Genomic DNA, 15,981 nt, shown 5'->3' with positions numbered 1-15,981 from the left:
ACATCCCGGGACTCAGCCAGTTCAGCGGGATTATCCACTAGATGGCACTTTAGTGTCTCGGCCGGATAATGCTTCGCTGAGCTCCCTTCAGGCCACCGTAATCGTTACCGCGATATTGCCGCGGGTGGCCTTGGAATACGGGCACGTCTGGTGGGCACGGTCCACCAGAGCCTGCGCCGCCGAGTGTTCGATACCCGGCAGGCTGACCCGCAGGCGCGCCTGTAGGTAATAGCCATCTTCCGGGCTGTTCACCAGGTCCACTTCGGCACTCACTGCCGTGTCGGCGGGCAGGCGGATGTGAAGGGTTTGTGCGGCTTTGCCCATTGCGCCGATAAAGCAGGCGGACCAGCCGGCACCAAACAGTTGCTCGGGGTTGGTGCCGGGCGCCTTGGAGCCGGGCGGCGACAGCTTGATGTCCAGGTGCAGGTCATCGCTGTGGGACGCGCCTTCACGCCCGCCGGTGGTGTGGGTTTTGCCGGTGTAGAGCACGGTGCTGTTCTGGGACATGACGGTTTCCTCGCAAGTGGCCCGGGGTGGGCCGGTGTGCACAGGAAACCGCGCCGGCGTATCCGCAATGTGTCATCGCCGGGGGGCTGCACCTCGCAGTGTGTCGCCTCGCCGGGAAGATACGTTGGGATACAAACCGTTATTGCTGCTGCACGCCAAACAACCCGGTCCAGTAGATGCCGGCATCACTTTTCGGGTCCATGGCGTAGGCGGCGCCCATTTCGCGGAACTGCGGGTTCATCAGGTTGGCACAGTGCCCGGGGCTGGCCAGCCAGCCGTCGACCACCTTGCGTGGGGTGTCCATGCCGGCGGCGATGTTCTCGCCGATCTGCTGGCCTATGTAGCCTGCCAGTTCAGCCCGGTCACCCGGGGTGCGGCCATCGTGGTCCAGGTGATCGAAGAAGTTGCCGTTGGCCATGTTGCGCGCGTGGCCGGCGGCGGCGTTGGCGAGTGCTTCGTTCCAGCTCAGGGGCGTGGTGGCGGCAAAGGCCTGGGCGCCACATTGGCGTGGTTGCTGGCGGGCGGTGTTGATCAGGTCGAGCACCTTCTTGCCTTCGGTCTGGGTCTCGCCCAGGCCGCTGGTCAGCAGCGGGCGGGCCAGCACGATGCGCCAGTCCTGGCCGCTGTTGCTCACGCCGATATCAATGAACTGCGGGTCGAGCACCACCCGGCAAAAACTTTCGCGCACGGCTTTCATCGCGGCTTCGGCGTTCCTGGGCCCGGACAGGCTGATGGCCTGGACGTTGACCATCGGGTACGCCGCCCGCGCCAGCGCCTGCTGCAAGTCGCCGACACTGTTGACCGGCAACACCAGCCGCGTGTCGCTGGCCAGCGGTGGCAATTCCTGGGAACCCTGGTTGCCGCAGCGCTGGACCTGGCTGCGGTATTGATTGATCGAGTCGACCAACAGGCTTTCTTCACCCGCCTGCGCCTGGGCGGTAAACACCAGACTGGCGGCCAGCGTCGTAAGACCCATCATCAATGACAGAACGCGCATGGACGTTTCCCTTGAGCTTGAAAGTGCCCATGATGCGCGATGAAGGGGCATCCATGCACCCGTTGGTCCGAACTTTTTGCCTCAGTTCTTGAATGCCGAGTGTTTACGGCCCTGATCGCACAAGGCGAACACCACCACCAGCAGGGACGAGATCGCGAGGATTATCACAACGCCATCAGTGGAGTGAGTGGCCGACGCCGCCACTATCGACAACGCCCCTAATGGCGCCAGGCCACCTGCGATCGCGGTGCCGATTTCCCGCCCGGTGCCAAAGCCCGAGGAGCGGGTCTGGGTCGGGAACTGGCGGCTCAGGAACGAACCCTGCGGCGCAAACATCATCGGCGCGAGGATGCCGGTGCCCACGCCAATGGCGACGTAGATCATCAGGCTTTCACCGGTATTGAGCAGCGCAAGGAACGGGTAGGCAAACAGCAGCGACAGCAGGCCGCCGAGCATCAGCACGGTCTTGCTGCTCCACTTGTCGCACAACCAGCCGAAGCATGGCACGGCGACGATGGCGATCAGGCTGGCAATGGTCACCGACAGCGACGTGACGTGCACATCGACACCCTTGAACTGGGTGAGGTAAGCCAGGGAAAAGGTCTTGAAGATGTAGCTCAACGCGTTGTAGCCAATCGCCACGAAGAACACCACGGCCAGGCCCTTGAGGTCGTTCTTGAACAGCGCCTTGAGCGGCGAGGCCTTGGCCTTTGTGGTTTCCTTGCTCAGTTCCTTGAATTCCGGGGTTTCCGGGATGCTGTTGCGCACCCACAGGCCCACACCCACCAGCGCGATGCTGCAAATGAACGGAATCCGCCAGCCGCCGGCCAGCAGGAATTCATTGCCGTTGATGGTCAGCAGGTACACGGTCAGCGAAGACAGCAGCAAGCCCAGGTTCAGCCCGAGCGCCGGCCATGCACCCTGGCTGCCGCGCTTGCCTTCTGAGGCGTGCTCGTAGGAGGTAACCGCCGCGCCGGACAGTTCGGCACCGGCCCCCAGGCCCTGGATGATGCGGATAAACACCAGCACGATCGGCGCCCAGATGCCGATGGAGGCGTAGCTGGGGATCAGCCCGATCAGTGTGGTGCACACGCCCATCATGCAGAAGGTCAGCACCAGCACTTGTTTACGCCCGAACTTGTCGCCCAGGTAGCCAAACAGAATGCCGCCGAACGGGCGCGCGATGAAGCCGATGGCAAAGGTGGAAAACGCCATCAGCGTAGCGGCTTTCGGGTCGCTGTTATCGAAGAAAATCTTCGAGAACACAATCGCCGCCATGGTGGCGTACAGGTAAAAGTCATACCACTCCAGCATCGAACCGAAGATCGTCGCGGCCGCGACTTTGCGCAGGCGTTTCCTGGTTTGCTCGGGGGTTTCAACGTCCGGGGTGCGGGCTGTAGCCGTCATTCTGTACTTCCTTATGAGTCATTATATTTATTGTCAAAGTGAGGCGTGGTGCGGTGCGTCAGTGGGGCTTGAACATGCGGTCGGCGATCATCGAGCCGATGGGAATCGCGGAGGTGGCAGCGGGTGAGGGCGCATTGCACACGTGGAGCATTCGCGGGGTCTGGGCGAACAGGAAGTCGTGCACCAGGGTGCCGTCGCGCATCACGGCCTGGGCGCGGATGCCGGCTTCATAAGGCAGCAGGTCTTCGATGTTGAGCGATGGGCAGTACTTGCGGCACTGCTCCAGGTAGCCGGACTTGAACAGCGAGTTCTTCATCTCGACGCTGCCCGAACCGAGGTTCTGCCAGATGGTTTTCCAGAAGCCCGGGAAGCTCGCGTACTGCGCCACGTCGCGCCAGTTCACCGAGAATTTGCGGTAGTTCTCGCGACCCAGGCCGAGTACGGCATTCGGGCCAACGGTGACGCTGCCGTCGATCATGCGGGTCAGGTGCACGCCGAGGAAGGGCAGCTCCGGGTCGGGAATCGGGTAGATCAGGTGGTTGACGATGGTGTTCTTCGATTCCGGCAAGCGGAAGTATTCGCCACGGAACGGGATGATCTGGTGGTCGATCTTGACGCCGGCCATCACGGCCAGGCGGTCCGATTGCAAACCTGCACACACCACCAGATGCCTGGCCTGCCAGCTTTCGCCCCGGGTGCTGACGGTGACTTTGTCGGTGTCCTCGACGATCGCAGTGACGGTGCGTTCCAGGCAGATTTCCCCGCCGGCGCGACGAATCACCCGGGCCATGGTTTCGCAGACTTCGCGGTAATCGACAATGCCGGTGGCGTCGAGAAACAACCCGCCCAGCCCGACGATGTTCGGTTCGCGCTGGCGCAACTGGTCGGCGTCCAGGCGTTCGACTTTCATGCCGTTGAGCTGCGAGCGGGCATACAGCGCTTCCATCCGTTGTACTTCCAGATCAGTCGAAGCCACCAGCAACTTGCCGCACACCTCGAACTTGATCCCGTGCTCGGTGCAGAACTGCTTGGTCGCTTCGGCGCCGCGTTTGCACAAGTCGGCCTTGAGGCTGCCCGGCGCGTAGTAGATGCCGGCATGGATCACGCCGCTGTTATGGCCGGTCTGGTGTTTGGCCAACAGGCTTTCCTTCTCCAGGATCACCAGCGAGGCGTTGGGCTGGCGCTTGAGCAACTCCATCGCGGTGGCCAAACCGACGATGCCGCCGCCGATGATGCAAAAGTCATAAATCATTATTTTGAGTACCTACGCATTTCAGTCTGCTTATCAGGTTGTCAGACTAATGGTTTTGTTAAAAAAACAGCGCGCCATCGGCACGCTTTAAAAGGGTTCGGATCGGTCAATTGATAGCGGGCAGTTCCAGATGCAGGCGCCTTGCTGCGGCGCGCAAGTGAGCCTCGGCACAGGCGGCGGCGCCTTGGGCATCACCGTCGACGATGGCCTGGTAGAGCGCAGTGTGTTCCTGGGTGGCATCGGCCGAGCCGCTGACAAAGCGGGTGGCGGAGTTTTCCCAGGCGGTCTTGCGGGCGCTGGCCAGTTGGCTTCTGAGGAAGTCATGGAAGGCCACGAAATAGTCGTTCTTGCTGGCCTCGGCGATGGCGCGATGGAATTCCACATCGGCCAGGGCGGCGGCGTCGAAGTCGGCGCGCTTGTCGTGCATTTCCTGCAGGGCGGTCTTCATGCGCTGCAGGTCGGCGGCGTCGCGGCGTTGGGCGGCAATCGAGGCGGCCTGGGTTTCGATCCACAGGCGCACTTCGAACATTTGCGCCAGGTCCGGGCGGCGACCGTTTTTTTCCGGGAAGCGGAACACGGTGCCGGCCGGGGTTTGCGAGATAAATGAGCCCAGGCCACGCCGTGCGGTCAGTACGCCGTCGGCCTTGAGCTGGGCAATCGCTTCGCGCACCACCGAACGGCTGACATTGAGTTGTTCAGCCAGTTGCTGTTCGGTGGGCAGGCGCGCTTCGGGCGCCAGTTGGCCGGAATCGATTTCTGCACGAATGGCGCTGACAACGCGCATAACGAGCGAATCAGGGCGCTGGAGCTCAAGCATGGGAAAACCTTGGTAATCAGGTTGTCAGACAATAGTCGTTACGATTTTACCTTGTCAAGACAGGTGTTACGCGGAACCGGACGCGTAGGGCCAGGAAAAGACCTGCACCAATCAGTGCCAATGCCACGCCGAACGTGGCTTGCATCCCACTTCCCACGTCGCCGGGAGTGGCCGTGGAGAGGTCACCTGAAACGTGCGCAAAGACAGCACCCAATGCCAAGGCGCCCGCGATCAGCCCCACATTGCGCGACAGGTTGAGCAAGCCGGCGACTACGCCACGGCGGTCTGCCAGTACGTCGCTCATCACGGCGGTGTTGTTGGCGGCTTGAAACTGGGCGTAGCCGAGGGTGAGGATGATCAGCGGGGCGATATACCCGGCAACCCCAAGGTTCAGCGGCGCCAGGGAGAGCAGCAGGCAGCCCGCCAGCATCGCCAGCAGCCCGGCGATGGTCATCGGGCCGCAGCCGAAACGGTCGGTCAAACGTCCCGCAGGGATGCCCGTCAATGCCGAAACGCAGGGCCCGACTGCCATTGTCAGGCCCATCCAGGCAGGGTCGAGGCCTGCACCGTGGGTCAGGTAGAAGGGCCCGACCACCAAGGTCGCCATCATCACCGCCGATACCAGCGCGCTCATGGCCAGGCCAGCGCTTAGCGTTGAATCCCGTAAAGTCGACAAGAAACTGAACCCGGATTGCGCGGGCTGTAGCCCATGGCGGTCGACGCGCAGATAGCGCCGGGCGAGGGCAAATGTCAGCAAACCCAGCGGCACGGTGATGAAAAACAGCGCGCGCCAGCCAAACCCCGCGATCAACACCCCGCCAAGGCTTGGCCCCAGCGCGGTACCCATGGCCGACATCGTGCCCAGCAACCCCATGGCGCGGCCGGTGCGTTCCTTGGTCACGGTGCCGCCCACCAGCGCCATGGTCATCGCCATCATGACCGCCGCGCCCAGGCCTTGCAGGGCGCGGGCCGCAATCAACAGCCCGAGGGACGGAGCCATGCCGCACAGGGCCGAGGCAACGGTGAAAAGCAACAACCCGGCCAAGAGCAGGCGGCTGCGGCCCATCAGGTCACCCAGTCGCCCGACGCTGACGATCACCGCAGTAATCGCCAGCAAGTAGGCGAGCACCACCCACTGCGCCGCCTGGAACGATGCATCAAACGCCTGCACCAGGCTCGGCAGGCCGACGTTGGCGATGCTGGTGCCCAAGGACGCCAGCAACATGGACAGTGACAGGGCGACGAGAGCGCCACGGGGTGCAGGTGATTTCATCAAGAGGCTCCAGGGTTTGACCGCTGTCAGAAATCTACGCCGTCACCTAACATGGCGGAAGGCGCAGCATTTGCACTTTATACGTGCGCCAAACGCCCTATGAGGTTTGCCGTGTCGACACCTGATTTCAATCTGCTGGTCACCCTGGATGTGTTGCTCGCCGAAGGCAGCGTCGCCCGTGCCGCTCAACGCTTGCGCCTGAGCCCGTCGGCGATGAGCCGGGCGCTGGCGCGACTGCGGGAAACCACCGGCGATCCGTTATTGGTCCGTGCCGGCCGCGGCCTGGTACCCACGCCGCGCGCTTTGGCGTTGCGCGAACAGGTCAGCCAGTTGGTGCAGGACGCCGAAGCGGTGTTGCGACCCGCTGCGACGCTGGATGTGAGCCAACTGGTACGCACCTTCACCTTGCGCACCAGCGACGGATTTGTTGAAAACTTCGGCCCGGCGCTGTTGACGCGGATCGCCCGGGAAGCGCCTGGCGTGCGGTTGCGCTTCGTGCACAAGCCGGACAAAGGCAGTACGCCGCTGCGCGATGGCAGTGTCGACCTGGAAACCGGCGTGGTCGACAGCAGCGCCAGCCCCGAGGTGCTGACCCAGGCGCTGTTCCGCGACCGGTTTATCGGCGTGGTGCGCAAGGGCCATCCGCTCAGCCAGGGCGAAGTCACGCCGCAGCGCTTCGCCGAAGGCCAGCACATCTACGTGTCCCGGCGTGGCCGTGATCAAGGCCAGATCCATCAAGCCCTTGAAGCGCTCGGGCTGACCCGGGACGTGGTGACCATCGTCGCCGGCTTCTCGACCGCCCTGGCCCTGGCCCGCAGCACCGACCTGATCGCCAGCGTGCCGGAGCGGCATACCGCCAACCTGCACAGCGACCTCTACCGCTTTGCGCTGCCGTTCGTGTTCCCGGACTTCACCGTATCGATGCTCTGGCACCCGCGCCTGGACGCCGACCTGGCCCATCGCTGGCTGCGCGGTTGCCTGCGGGAGGTATGTGCGCAATGAGCCGAGCCCGGACATCCAGCCCCCCTGTGGCGAGGGAGCTTGCTCCCGCTGGGCTGCGAAGCAGCCCCAAAACCTGCATCCTGTTTCCCGCGAAAAGAACGCGGTGCGCTTAATGGGGCTGCTACGCAGCCCAGCGGGAGCAAGCTCCCTCGCCACAATGGGTGCTTGCGGGTCCACGGCGGCCCTTCAGCAGGTACAATCCGCCGGGCCTTAAAATGAAACACCAGGAATTCAAATGTTCAGCCTTACCCATTACGAAACCCCATGCCCCGAGCCGATCAACGCGCAGATCCTGCAGATGGTGGTCGACTACCTGACCGACATCAGCATGGTCGCCATCCCGCCAAGCAACCTGCTGTACAACGTCTATCAGTACGCCATCGGCTACGAGGTGCACCTGTACCTGGAAGCGCTGGGCGGGTCCAAGGGCATTGCGGTGGAATTGATCGTCGCGCTGGACGCGCAGGAGCAGGTGATCGGCTTCCTGCTGTACCTGCCGGTGAAGGACGATCCCGAGGCGTGCGGCGTGGCTTACATGGCGGTGCACGCCAGCCATCGGCGCAAAGGCGTGGCGCGGGCGATGATGCAGGACATGCTGGCCCGCTACCCCCATGCCGAACTGACCTGCGCAGTGGAGAAGGTCCCGGCGTTCGAGTCCATGGGCTTTCAACTGCGCGGTGTGCGCGGTACCCAGGTGTTGATGAACACCCGCGACTACAGCACTGACGGCTTGATGGGGTTGCTGGATGTGGCGTCGATCTACAGCTCGCTGGAGGTGCGGCAGATCCACACCTACCTCCTGCAAAAGCACGGCAAGCGGGCGATGGTCGATGCCGAAAAACAGCGTGATCGTCACTTCGACCAGATGACCCACAAGGCTCGGATGTTCGTGCACGCAAGGCTGGGCTAACGCGCTCCTCGACTCACCATCGACTTGATGCTCGCAAACAGCTCCTCTTGCGCCTCCAGCGGGCTGATCTCCCCGCTGGCCGCAGCATGGGACAAGGCGTCCGCCGCGCCCAGCATTGCGCGTAAACCGGGCTGGCCAATCACACCGTCCACGGCAAAGGGGGCGAGGGCATCGCGACACTTGCCAAGGAAAATTGCGTCGTACTCACGCTTGATGGTCTCCAGTTCCGGGCTGCCGGCCAGGGCCGCAATCACTCCCGGAATTTCCCGCCCTTGTAGCAACACACAATCGACGTAGCACGAGGCGATCACCCAGGCACGGTCGTCCAGGGTGGGTTCGCTGGCCTCGATTGCGGCGGCAAATACCTGGTTCTGACGGGCGTCGAAATCTTCATACAGCGCGGCCAGCAGCCCCGCGCGATCGCCGAAATGGTCATACACCACCGGCTTTGTAACGCCGGCCAACTCGGCCAGATGCCCGAGGGTCAGGGCATCGGTGCCTTCTTCTCGCACCAGTTGCCAGGCCACGTCGAGCAGCTGGCGCAACCGGTCATCCCGGGACAGGCGACGGCGAGGGGCAGGGGATTGATCGCTTGACATGCTTATATACCAAAAGTAACTTACCAACGGTAACTTAGCTCAAGCCTACTCAATTTGCCTGCTCATCGCCACCCCCCGAAGGAGTCATTGCCATGCACGCGCTGATCGTCGTTGCCCATCACGACCCACAATCCCTCACCCACAGCCTCGCCAAACAGGCCGCTGCCGGCATCACAGACGCAGGGCACACCTTCGAGATCGCCGACCTCGCCGCCGAAGGTTTCGACCCACGCTACAACGCCGCCGACCATAAAGTGCATCGCACCCGCGCCACGCCGCCGGCCGACGTACTGGCCGAACAGGCCCGACTCGACCGCGCCGACGCCTTGGTGCTGGTGTACCCGATCTTCTGGTGGTCGATGCCGGCCTTGCTCAAGGGCTGGATCGACCGGGTATTCGTCAACGGTTGGGCGATCGACTACAGCCTTGAGACGAAGGTGGTGAAAAAACTCGGCCACTTGCAGGTGCACTTACTGGGCGTTGGCGGGGCGGACGAAGGGGTGTTTGAACGCCACGGCTATGCCGACGCCATGCGCACGCAAATCGACCATGGGATCTTTGATTACTGCGGTGCGAAAGTGCTGACATCCGAGCTGCTGCTGGACTCGGAAAGCGGCGCTGCCGAACAGCATCTGGAGACGGCGGCGAAGTTGGGGCGACAACTGTTCGTCACCCTGCAACCCTGCGAAACCGCCTAAACCAGGCTGCTCTGTATGAGCGCTGCCAGCTGTTCGACCGCAGCGCCTGGCGCTGGATGGCTGCAATGCAATTCATAGCCAAGGGACGGCACCGGCGGCAGACCGTCGAGTACACGCAGGTGCGCAGGCAAACCGATACGGGTGCGCAAGGTCACACCCAACCCGGCATCGACCGCCGCCCAGATCCCACCCACGCTGGGGCTGGTCAAGGCAATGCGCCAGGCAATGCCGGCGCGGTCCAGGGCTTCGGTGGCGGCGCTGCGCAATACGCAGGGTGCCTCGAACATCACCAGCGGCAGCGGCGCGTCCTCGGCGCGCGGTAGTTGGGGTTTGTCCCGGGGCCCGATCCAGTGCATGGGTGTTTGCCCCAGGCGGGTGCGGCAGGACGATGTCTGACCGGTTTCCCAGGTCAGCGCCAGGTCCAGGCTCGCGCTGTCGATCAGGGTCAACAGCTCGGCATTGCGGCCTATCCGCACTTCAAGGCTGATCATCGGATAAAGCCTGGCGAAGCGCCGCAGGATGTCACTGAGCACATGCTCGCCGAAATCCTCCTGCAAACCGAGGCGCAAAGTGCCTGCGGTTTGGGTTTCGTTAAGGCTGCTGAAGACAGTGTCATTGAGGTCCAGCAACCGCCTGGCGTGGCCGAGCAGCGCTTCACCCACCGGCGTCAGCACCAGCCCGCGCCCGGATTTGCTCAGCACCGGCGTGCCGACCTGTTCTTCGAGTTTCTTTAATTGCGCGCTGACGGCTGAGGTCGAACGGCCCAGGCGATCCGCCGCCTTGGCAAAACTGTTCAGCTCGACGCCGGTGACGAAGGTGCGCAGTACATCAAGGTCGAAGGTGGGGCGGCGCATTGAATGGTCCATTAAAACGGGATGGTGGATTCTATTAAATCTGATATTCGGAATGATCCTGGCTTGCTAGTTTTTGCCCGTCAACTGAATTGTCGGAGCGAGCGTCCATGAGCAACAAATTTACCGAGCTGACCCGCGACGTGCTGTTCGCCGATATCTGGGAGCGCGAGGGCCTGTCGCCCAGGGAGCGCAGCCTGATCACCGTGGCGGCACTGGTGGCGATGTACCGTCTGGAGCAACTACCGTTTCACTTGCAGCGGGCGGTTGGCAATGGCTTGAGCGTCGAGGAACTGGGTGAAGTCATCACTCACCTGGCGTTTTACTCCGGCTGGCCGACAGCGGCGTCGGCGCTGAACCTGTTGGCAGACATCCATCCTGCGGAGTAACCACCATGCCTTACGCCCGAATCTCCCTGCATCGCGGGAAATCCCCTGAATATCTGCAAGCGCTTTCACAGGGATTGCATGACGCCCTGGTTGAGAGCTTCAAGATTCCTGACGCGGATCGCTTCCACGTGATCCACCAGCACGAAATTGGCGAGATGATCATCGACCCCAACTATTTGGGCGGCCCGCGCAGCCACGACTATGTACTTATCGCGATCACGGGCGGTAAACCTCGTGATACCGAGACCAAACGGCGGTTTTACCAGGTGTTGGTGGATCGGCTGGAGGCTGCGATTGGGCTGAGCCCTGAGGATGTGATGGTAGTGATTACGACGACGGCGGCGGATGAGTGGTCGTTTGCGGGGGGAAGAGGGAATTAGTAGCACGGGCGTACTTTTCCAATTGGAATGATTGCCCACAAGGTATGGAGAGGTGATCGGGAAATGTCAGTCTGGAAAGGAGGACCTTTCTGACAACCTTTCAGGCGGCTCAGTCTTACTCTTTGCGCTCTCGTGGAATCCAGGAGTAAAGGAATGACTTCCAGCGTCTTGAAGGACGGTTTTCCAGCTGCCTATCGCACCACCCGCGAACGGATCGAAGGCAGTATCGACCTCGGCCGGTTGTTTGCCGCGATCGATGCTGACCCGGCGATTGCGGGGGCAGGAGTGGGTGCAACCATGAGTGTCATAGGCAGCGGCGTCTCCGGGAATATCCGGACACTGGCCATCGGCCTATATGAAGAGTTTGAATAATGGAACTGAGAAATTCCCCTAGAGCTTTTATGGCTCACTATTTCCCTGTTTTCATCAGTGCTTTTATGTTTGCGCTTTTTGCTCTTGCGGTAGCGGGGTCGTCGATGGGTAGTACCTACATGCGAGGCGTGCCTGCTTATCGTAGTTACACGGGACTGGATGTGGGCATCGCTTCCATTATCTTGTCAGCGGGCAACTTTCTTATCCTCCGAGGTCGCGCCTGGGGCGTCTGGATACTGGCAGGCAGTTGTGTGATGAGCTTTTTCATTGTGCTGTTCACCTACAGCTATCAGCCCCATCCTTTTATCTACACAACGGGGCTGTTGTTCCCGCTGCTAAGCCTCTACCTGCTCAATACCCACCGCCACCGCCAAATGCGCGCAGAACTCGTCCTGCTTCGTCATGAACGCGAGCGCTACAAAGCCGGCTTTCGGCCCCCGCGTACTCAGGAGATGGCCCAGGCTCGCCTCGAATACAAAACGGCCCGCAGACTCAAGCGTGAAAATCGCCGCAAATGGAACGCGGCCCTCAACCCTCGCGAAACAAGTCATGAGCATCCAGCAACCGATACGCAATCTCCGGGCGCTTCTCCATGCCCTTGCGAATCGCCGCTGGAATCGACTGCCGGGTCTTGCGACACAACCCCGGCAATTCATCGATAACGATCTGAATCCCGCGCATCGTCTTCACTTCCGTATGGCCCGGCGCGATATGCATGCGAATGCCCAGTTGCTGATACATCAGCTGTTGCATGCGCTCAAGATCGGGCAGGCTTTGCAGGTTTTCGAGGCGTTCGAGCAGGCGTTTTTCTTCCTGGCGCGTCAGGTGCAGGATGCGTGCATCGGCGCCGGGAAGGTCGAGCAGTTGCTCGCGATTGCAGTCGCAGACGCCGGGTGGGCAGGGTTGGCGAATCGTCATGCAGTCTCCCTCCCGTTACCGGCGCCGGCGGCTTACCAGGTCAGATGGACCCCAAGGCTTTCCAGCTCTTTCCAGTACTCAGGATAGGTCTTACCGACGCAGTCCGGGTCCTGAATCCTGATCCCCGAGACCTTCAAGCCCGCCAAGGCAAAGCACATCGCGATGCGGTGGTCGGCGTGGGTGTCGATCAGCGCGTTGCACGTGGTGCCCGCCAGGGCCGGATCGCTGGCCACCAGCAAATCATCACCTTCAATGGTCGCCAGGCCTGGGCGGATTTCATTCAGACCGTCATGCAGGGCCTGCACCCGGTCACATTCCTTGACCCGCAGGTTGGCCAGTTCGGTGAAGCGTACCGGCGTGTTGTTGAACGCGGCCAGTACGGCGAGGGTTGGAATGGCATCCTGCATCTGCGAGCCAATGACCACCGGCTGCATCTGCGGAAATTGCGCGATCACTGCCTGGGCCTTGGCGTCGGGCTGGGTGAAATCCTGTGGGGCGACACCGAGGTCGATGCGGCCACCGGTCAGCACTTCGGCAGCCCACAGATAGGTGGCGGCGGAAGCGTCAGGCTCGATCAGGTAGTCGTGTGCGGTGTAGCCGGTCGGGGCCACGCGCCAGGTGCTTTCATCGACGATGTCCACCTGGGCACCGAAGGCGCGCATGCAGTCCAGGGTCAGGTCGACATAGCCACGGGCGCCAATGTCCTTGCCGGTCAGGGCCACTTCAATCGGGGCTTCGCCGCACGCCGCCAGCATCAACAGTGCCGACACGTACTGGCTCGACAGGCCACCGTCGATCTCGAAACGCTTGGCTTGCACGCGGCCAGTGCCATGGACGGTCACGGGTGGGCAACCGCTAGGGCTGTCGACCTGGATGCCATTCTGGCCGAGGGTCGCCAGCAGCGGGCCGATCGGGCGTTTTTGCATGTAGGCGTCGCCGTCCAGCACCACGGTGCCTTGTACAGTGGCCACGGCAGCGGTGAGAAAGCGCATCGCGGTGCCGGCGTTGCCGAGAAACAACGGCTGCGCCGGCAATTGCAGCTTGCCAATGCTGGTGACGACGAAGGTGGTGTCGTCCGGTTCATCGATCACCACGCCCATCTGCCGAAGGGCCACCGACATGTGGCGGGTGTCATCGCTTTTCAACGCGCCGCTCAGGCGGCTGGTGCCCTTGGCCAGGGCCGCCAACAGCAGGGCACGGTTGGTAATGGATTTGGAGCCGGGGGGCGCTACCTTGCCGTTCAATGGAAAGTTGGGCGGTGTAACGGTCACGGTTTTCTGCGAACTCAAGGTACAAGGCTCCTGCTTCAAGGCGGGTGGCGTTTGGCGGACACGAATAATCGGCCAAACACGCTACCGTTGTCGAGCGGGGATCGTTCAGAGTCGCGGGTTATGGCGCCATGCGGCCATTCATGTCGCCATAGGTGAACGCCTTGAGCGCGTGCGTATCCAGTTGCCCGGTACGCAGGAAGCCTTCGGCGAGGCTGTGCATGGCGCCATACAGGAATTCGGCGATGCTCGAGCCGGCCGTGAGGCGGCGTACGCCCAAGGCTTGCAGCGTCTCGGGCGCGGGCAGGCCGGCCCAGGCCAGCACGTTGACTGGCAAGTTGGTCGCCTGGCAGAGCTGCTGGATTTCGTGCTCCAGGTGGATGCCGGCGGCAAACAGTCCGTCGGCGCCTGCGCCCTGGTACAACGCGGCGCGCTTGAGGAGTTCTTCAAGGCGCTGTGGCTCCGGGGCCAATCCTTTCAAATACACGTCGCTGCGGGCATTGATAAACAGCTTCACGCCACAGTTGTCCGCCACACGACGGGCAACCTCGATCTTGCGCGCCAGCAGTTCAGGGGTGCCGGCACCGTCCTCGATATTGACGCCGATGGCGCCCGCGTCGATTACGGCCTTGATCACCCGGCCCACGTGCTCCGGGTCGTCGGAATAACCGGCCTCGATGTCCACGCTCAGCGGCACGTCAATCACCCGGGCGATGGATTGCACGGTGCTGACCAGCAGCGGCAGCGGCAGCTGATTGCCGTCCTTGTAGCCGTGGGTCCAGGCAACGGCCGCGCTGCTGGTGGCGACGGCCTGGCTGCCCAGTTGCGCCACCAGGCGCGCGCCGCCGGCATCGGCGACGTTGGGCAGGATCAACAGTTGAGCATGGTGCAGGGCGTGGAAGGCGGTGGCGTGGGCGGTCATGGCGGGTCAGTCCTTTGAGTGGGCTTTGTTGTTGAAGGCGCCTGTCATATCAAGAATCGGCCCGGCATCGCAATCGATAACACACCACTGGTCGACATTTCCCACGTTGATGTCGATTGAGCGCCTGATTGATCGACTACAGGCAGAACAACCCGTCGAATCAGGAGAGTGATCATGTCTTACGTAGATGGCTGTGTGATCGCAGTGCCCACCGCAAACCGCGAACAATTCATCCAGCACGCCAAGGCCGCCGCCGTGGTGTTCAAGGAACATGGTGCGCTGAATATCATCGAGTGCTGGGGCGATGATGTACCTCAGGGGCAGGTGACCTCGTTTCCCATGGCGGTCAAGCTCAAGGAGGATGAAACCGTGGTGTTTTCCTGGATCGTCTGGCCGTCGCGGCAGGTGCGTGACGCCGGGATGAGCAAGGTGATGGAAGACCCGCGCCTGAAGGCAGACGTCAATCCGATGCCGTTTGATGGGCAACGGATGATCTATGGCGGATTTGAGATGATCCTCAACACCTGAGGCCAGGCGTTCATGGACGGCGGCTGTAGTCCGATCGCCTGTCGCAGGGTAGGACCGACGATAACTCTGGTGCAAGACCAGTGCGAAAACTCTGCAAAACAAGGACTTGACGCGATTTGTCTGACAGAAACGTCGGGTAGACAACCCGGCGAGGTGGGCTAAGTTCAAGGCGCTTCCCATGAGGGGAAGTCTTCAATCAAGGAGTGACTGAAATGAACAAACCCCAGACTCAACTCAGGCATGGTCGCGTCGTGACACCCGCCAGTCGTGGCTCGGTGGCGGTAGAGCGTGGCCTGCTGGAAAACTGGCAAGTCAACGAAATGGAAGGCGGCAAGAACTTCCCGGCCCTCAACGCCGGCCCGTTTCCGGCACCTTACGAAACTGACGATCAGAGCGTCACGCCCCCCGCCGACGGGCACATCCTCAGCGGCGGCAAGACCGATGCCCGCGACTGCGTGAACTTCACCGACGAAGAAATGGGTAAGAAGCTCAACACCCCGTTTAACTGGCCGTTGTTGAATGTTGAAGCCGGCCAGGTATTCAAGGTGCAGTGGGCTTACACCGCCGCGCACGTGACCCGTGGCTATCGCTGGTTGATCACCGAGAACGGTTGGGACCCCAAGCAGCGCATCAGCCGCGCTCAACTGGAGCCCAAACCGTTCTTCGAGGACTTCTATACCCAGGTGCCGTATTACCAGCACTCGGCTGAACTGAAGGCCAAGGTTGAACATCAGGTGACATTGCCCAAGGGCAAGAAGGGCCGGCATGTGCTGGTGTTGATGTGGATCGTGGCCAACACCGGCAATGCGTTCTATCAGGCGTTTGACGTCGATTTCAACTAGCGGCAACTGAACCTGGAGGAACAACATAAATGTGGCGAGGGAGCTTGCT

At 61.9% G+C, this 15,981-nt stretch carries 19 protein-coding genes; 8 read left to right on the top strand and 11 right to left on the bottom strand.

Annotated elements, in window-relative coordinates:
• Positions 1-87: 87 nt before the first annotated feature.
• From ACW9I6_RS11595 to ACW9I6_RS11570, 6 genes are all read right to left on the bottom strand, one after another.
• Complete coding sequence (locus ACW9I6_RS11595) at positions 88-507, bottom strand: organic hydroperoxide resistance protein (protein ID WP_177042206.1); 420 nt, start codon at positions 505-507, stop codon at positions 88-90.
• A 139-nt stretch (positions 508-646) separates the two neighbouring features.
• Positions 647-1,504 (bottom strand): CAP domain-containing protein, encoded by an 858-nt coding sequence (locus ACW9I6_RS11590; RefSeq protein WP_003215212.1) that lies wholly within the window; start codon positions 1,502-1,504, stop codon positions 647-649.
• An 81-nt stretch (positions 1,505-1,585) separates the two neighbouring features.
• Positions 1,586-2,911 carry an MFS transporter gene (locus ACW9I6_RS11585; protein WP_457339311.1) on the bottom strand — a complete coding sequence of 442 codons (1,326 nt, stop codon included), beginning with the start codon at positions 2,909-2,911 and terminating at the stop codon, positions 1,586-1,588.
• 58 nt (positions 2,912-2,969) lie between these two features.
• Positions 2,970-4,163 (bottom strand): L-2-hydroxyglutarate oxidase, encoded by a 1,194-nt coding sequence (gene lhgO, locus ACW9I6_RS11580; protein WP_003215216.1) that lies wholly within the window; start codon positions 4,161-4,163, stop codon positions 2,970-2,972.
• 106 nt (positions 4,164-4,269) lie between these two features.
• Positions 4,270-4,980 carry a FadR/GntR family transcriptional regulator gene (locus ACW9I6_RS11575; RefSeq protein ID WP_008436372.1) on the bottom strand — a complete coding sequence of 237 codons (711 nt, stop codon included), beginning with the start codon at positions 4,978-4,980 and terminating at the stop codon, positions 4,270-4,272.
• A 46-nt stretch (positions 4,981-5,026) separates the two neighbouring features.
• Positions 5,027-6,253, bottom strand: coding sequence for an MFS transporter (locus ACW9I6_RS11570; RefSeq protein ID WP_457339310.1), 1,227 nt, complete (start codon positions 6,251-6,253; stop codon positions 5,027-5,029).
• 111 nt (positions 6,254-6,364) lie between these two features.
• On the opposite strand from ACW9I6_RS11570, the gene ACW9I6_RS11565 reads away from it, so the two are divergent.
• Positions 6,365-7,255 carry a LysR family transcriptional regulator gene (locus tag ACW9I6_RS11565; RefSeq protein ID WP_003215222.1) on the top strand — a complete coding sequence of 297 codons (891 nt, stop codon included), beginning with the start codon at positions 6,365-6,367 and terminating at the stop codon, positions 7,253-7,255.
• Between the two features lie 235 nt (positions 7,256-7,490).
• Positions 7,491-8,165 (top strand): GNAT family N-acetyltransferase, encoded by a 675-nt coding sequence (locus tag ACW9I6_RS11560; protein WP_003215223.1) that lies wholly within the window; start codon positions 7,491-7,493, stop codon positions 8,163-8,165.
• On the opposite strand, the gene ACW9I6_RS11555 is transcribed toward ACW9I6_RS11560, so the two are convergent.
• On the bottom strand, positions 8,162-8,764 hold the full coding sequence (locus ACW9I6_RS11555) for a TetR/AcrR family transcriptional regulator (RefSeq protein ID WP_087692709.1): 603 nt from the start codon (positions 8,762-8,764) through the stop codon (positions 8,162-8,164). The genes ACW9I6_RS11560 and ACW9I6_RS11555 overlap by 4 nt on opposite strands.
• A gap of 92 nt (positions 8,765-8,856) precedes the next feature.
• Between ACW9I6_RS11555 and ACW9I6_RS11550 the strand changes: the two genes are divergently transcribed.
• Positions 8,857-9,462: an NAD(P)H-dependent oxidoreductase gene (locus ACW9I6_RS11550; protein WP_003215227.1), complete on the top strand. Its 606-nt coding sequence runs from the start codon at positions 8,857-8,859 to the stop codon at positions 9,460-9,462.
• Here the strand turns inward: ACW9I6_RS11550 and ACW9I6_RS11545 are convergent.
• The gene (locus tag ACW9I6_RS11545) at positions 9,459-10,316 is read right to left on the bottom strand and encodes a LysR substrate-binding domain-containing protein (protein WP_003215229.1); all 858 of its coding nucleotides are present in this window, start codon (positions 10,314-10,316) and stop codon (positions 9,459-9,461) included. The genes ACW9I6_RS11550 and ACW9I6_RS11545 overlap by 4 nt on opposite strands.
• A gap of 107 nt (positions 10,317-10,423) precedes the next feature.
• Here ACW9I6_RS11545 and ACW9I6_RS11540 point away from each other — a divergent pair, with 107 nt between their 5' ends.
• The 3 genes from ACW9I6_RS11540 to ACW9I6_RS11530 all read left to right on the top strand — a co-directional run bounded on the left by ACW9I6_RS11540 (position 10,424) and on the right by ACW9I6_RS11530 (position 11,454).
• Positions 10,424-10,702 (top strand): carboxymuconolactone decarboxylase family protein, encoded by a 279-nt coding sequence (locus ACW9I6_RS11540; RefSeq protein ID WP_003215231.1) that lies wholly within the window; start codon positions 10,424-10,426, stop codon positions 10,700-10,702.
• A gap of 5 nt (positions 10,703-10,707) precedes the next feature.
• Positions 10,708-11,082 (top strand): tautomerase family protein, encoded by a 375-nt coding sequence (locus ACW9I6_RS11535; RefSeq protein ID WP_003215233.1) that lies wholly within the window; start codon positions 10,708-10,710, stop codon positions 11,080-11,082.
• Between the two features lie 153 nt (positions 11,083-11,235).
• Positions 11,236-11,454 (top strand): hypothetical protein, encoded by a 219-nt coding sequence (locus ACW9I6_RS11530; RefSeq protein ID WP_003215236.1) that lies wholly within the window; start codon positions 11,236-11,238, stop codon positions 11,452-11,454.
• Between the two features lie 528 nt (positions 11,455-11,982).
• On the opposite strand, the gene ACW9I6_RS11525 is transcribed toward ACW9I6_RS11530, so the two are convergent.
• The 3 genes from ACW9I6_RS11525 to ACW9I6_RS11515 all read right to left on the bottom strand — a co-directional run bounded on the left by ACW9I6_RS11525 (position 11,983) and on the right by ACW9I6_RS11515 (position 14,562).
• Positions 11,983-12,372, bottom strand: a complete 390-nt coding sequence (locus tag ACW9I6_RS11525) for a hypothetical protein (RefSeq protein ID WP_457339309.1) — start codon at positions 12,370-12,372, stop codon at positions 11,983-11,985.
• A 32-nt stretch (positions 12,373-12,404) separates the two neighbouring features.
• Positions 12,405-13,661, bottom strand: coding sequence for a 3-phosphoshikimate 1-carboxyvinyltransferase (gene aroA / locus ACW9I6_RS11520; RefSeq protein ID WP_457339308.1), 1,257 nt, complete (start codon positions 13,659-13,661; stop codon positions 12,405-12,407).
• A gap of 100 nt (positions 13,662-13,761) precedes the next feature.
• A complete protein-coding gene (locus ACW9I6_RS11515; RefSeq protein WP_457339307.1) occupies positions 13,762-14,562 on the bottom strand; it encodes an isocitrate lyase/PEP mutase family protein in 801 nt (266 codons plus the stop codon).
• A gap of 174 nt (positions 14,563-14,736) precedes the next feature.
• Here ACW9I6_RS11515 and ACW9I6_RS11510 point away from each other — a divergent pair, with 174 nt between their 5' ends.
• Together ACW9I6_RS11510 and ACW9I6_RS11505 are read left to right on the top strand one after the other, a co-directional pair.
• The gene (locus ACW9I6_RS11510) at positions 14,737-15,090 is read left to right on the top strand and encodes a DUF1428 domain-containing protein (RefSeq protein WP_177019822.1); all 354 of its coding nucleotides are present in this window, start codon (positions 14,737-14,739) and stop codon (positions 15,088-15,090) included.
• A gap of 212 nt (positions 15,091-15,302) precedes the next feature.
• Positions 15,303-15,932 carry a lytic polysaccharide monooxygenase auxiliary activity family 9 protein gene (locus ACW9I6_RS11505; RefSeq protein ID WP_457339306.1) on the top strand — a complete coding sequence of 210 codons (630 nt, stop codon included), beginning with the start codon at positions 15,303-15,305 and terminating at the stop codon, positions 15,930-15,932.
• Positions 15,933-15,981 lie beyond the last annotated feature (49 nt).

The sequence above is a fragment of the Pseudomonas sp. SDO5522_S412 genome (assembly GCF_054071215.1).
This window is presented reverse-complemented; position numbering and strand designations above follow the sequence as displayed.

What these genes read in the sequence shown, in the direction of transcription:
- ACW9I6_RS11595 (WP_177042206.1), bottom strand. Translation starts at nt 507, where the DNA reads ATGTCCCAGAACAGCACCGTGCTCTACACCGGCAAAACCCACACCACC.
- ACW9I6_RS11590 (WP_003215212.1), bottom strand. Translation starts at nt 1,504, where the DNA reads ATGCGCGTTCTGTCATTGATGATGGGTCTTACGACGCTGGCCGCCAGT.
- ACW9I6_RS11585 (WP_457339311.1), bottom strand. Translation starts at nt 2,911, where the DNA reads ATGACGGCTACAGCCCGCACCCCGGACGTTGAAACCCCCGAGCAAACC.
- lhgO (WP_003215216.1), bottom strand. Translation starts at nt 4,163, where the DNA reads ATGATTTATGACTTTTGCATCATCGGCGGCGGCATCGTCGGTTTGGCC.
- ACW9I6_RS11575 (WP_008436372.1), bottom strand. Translation starts at nt 4,980, where the DNA reads ATGCTTGAGCTCCAGCGCCCTGATTCGCTCGTTATGCGCGTTGTCAGC.
- ACW9I6_RS11570 (WP_457339310.1), bottom strand. Translation starts at nt 6,253, where the DNA reads ATGAAATCACCTGCACCCCGTGGCGCTCTCGTCGCCCTGTCACTGTCC.
- ACW9I6_RS11560 (WP_003215223.1), top strand. Translation starts at nt 7,491, where the DNA reads ATGTTCAGCCTTACCCATTACGAAACCCCATGCCCCGAGCCGATCAAC.
- ACW9I6_RS11555 (WP_087692709.1), bottom strand. Translation starts at nt 8,764, where the DNA reads ATGTCAAGCGATCAATCCCCTGCCCCTCGCCGTCGCCTGTCCCGGGAT.
- ACW9I6_RS11550 (WP_003215227.1), top strand. Translation starts at nt 8,857, where the DNA reads ATGCACGCGCTGATCGTCGTTGCCCATCACGACCCACAATCCCTCACC.
- ACW9I6_RS11545 (WP_003215229.1), bottom strand. Translation starts at nt 10,316, where the DNA reads ATGCGCCGCCCCACCTTCGACCTTGATGTACTGCGCACCTTCGTCACC.
- ACW9I6_RS11540 (WP_003215231.1), top strand. Translation starts at nt 10,424, where the DNA reads ATGAGCAACAAATTTACCGAGCTGACCCGCGACGTGCTGTTCGCCGAT.
- ACW9I6_RS11535 (WP_003215233.1), top strand. Translation starts at nt 10,708, where the DNA reads ATGCCTTACGCCCGAATCTCCCTGCATCGCGGGAAATCCCCTGAATAT.
- ACW9I6_RS11530 (WP_003215236.1), top strand. Translation starts at nt 11,236, where the DNA reads ATGACTTCCAGCGTCTTGAAGGACGGTTTTCCAGCTGCCTATCGCACC.
- ACW9I6_RS11525 (WP_457339309.1), bottom strand. Translation starts at nt 12,372, where the DNA reads ATGACGATTCGCCAACCCTGCCCACCCGGCGTCTGCGACTGCAATCGC.
- ACW9I6_RS11515 (WP_457339307.1), bottom strand. Translation starts at nt 14,562, where the DNA reads ATGACCGCCCACGCCACCGCCTTCCACGCCCTGCACCATGCTCAACTG.
- ACW9I6_RS11510 (WP_177019822.1), top strand. Translation starts at nt 14,737, where the DNA reads ATGTCTTACGTAGATGGCTGTGTGATCGCAGTGCCCACCGCAAACCGC.
- ACW9I6_RS11505 (WP_457339306.1), top strand. Translation starts at nt 15,303, where the DNA reads ATGAACAAACCCCAGACTCAACTCAGGCATGGTCGCGTCGTGACACCC.